Origin of the sequence: Pseudomonas sp. K5002, assembly GCF_013386655.1 — a bacterium.
Taxonomy (GTDB): Bacteria; Pseudomonadota; Gammaproteobacteria; order Pseudomonadales; family Pseudomonadaceae; genus Aquipseudomonas.
Genome location: NZ_JACARK010001427.1, coordinates 1 through 596, shown reverse-complemented (window position 1 = coordinate 596; position 596 = coordinate 1). Strand labels below are relative to the sequence as shown.

Below are 596 nucleotides of genomic sequence, written 5' to 3'. Positions count from 1 at the left end.
ACCCGGTGGCCATCGACAACGACTACCGCATCTGGCGCGCCTTCGATAACCAGTACTGGCCGGCCCATTACTTCTTCGATGCCACCGGCAAAGTGCGCTACAGCCATTTCGGCGAGGGCCGCTACGACAATCAGGAGAAAGTCATCCAGGCCTTGCTGGAAGAAGCCAGGGCAGCGAACGCGCCAACCTAAGCTAATGCCAAAAAGGTATTTATTGCGGGGTTTTTAGATCGTTTAGCTTCACCACTCCACGTACCTGTTCATGGAGTGAGCACCCAATGTCGCACCCGCTGGCAATCAATACCTTGCCCCTGCTGGACCTGGCGCTGCTCGACGGCAGCCCGGCCCAGCGTGGGCAGTTTCTCGATGACCTGCGCCACGCTGCGCGGCATATCGGTTTTTTCTACCTCACCGGCCACGGCATCGACGCCGGGTTGCTCACCCAGGTGCAGCAGCAGGCGCGCCAATTTTTCGCCTTGCCGGAGGCCGACAAGCTTGCTGTCGGCATGATCAACTCCCCACACTTTCGCGGCTACAACCGCGCCGCGTCGGAGATCACCCGGGGGCAGCCGGACCTGCGTGAACAGTTCGACCTCG

General features: G+C 60.6%; 1 protein-coding gene and 1 pseudogene. Both read left to right on the top strand.

The genetic code is table 11. The features are described from left to right. Positions 1-191: pseudogene (locus HX846_RS36935) on the top strand (redoxin); the annotation flags it as partial. Between the two features lie 86 nt (positions 192-277). Then, on the top strand, positions 278-596 hold a 319-nt coding region (locus tag HX846_RS36930; protein ID WP_178967427.1), incomplete at its 3' end, for a 2-oxoglutarate and iron-dependent oxygenase domain-containing protein.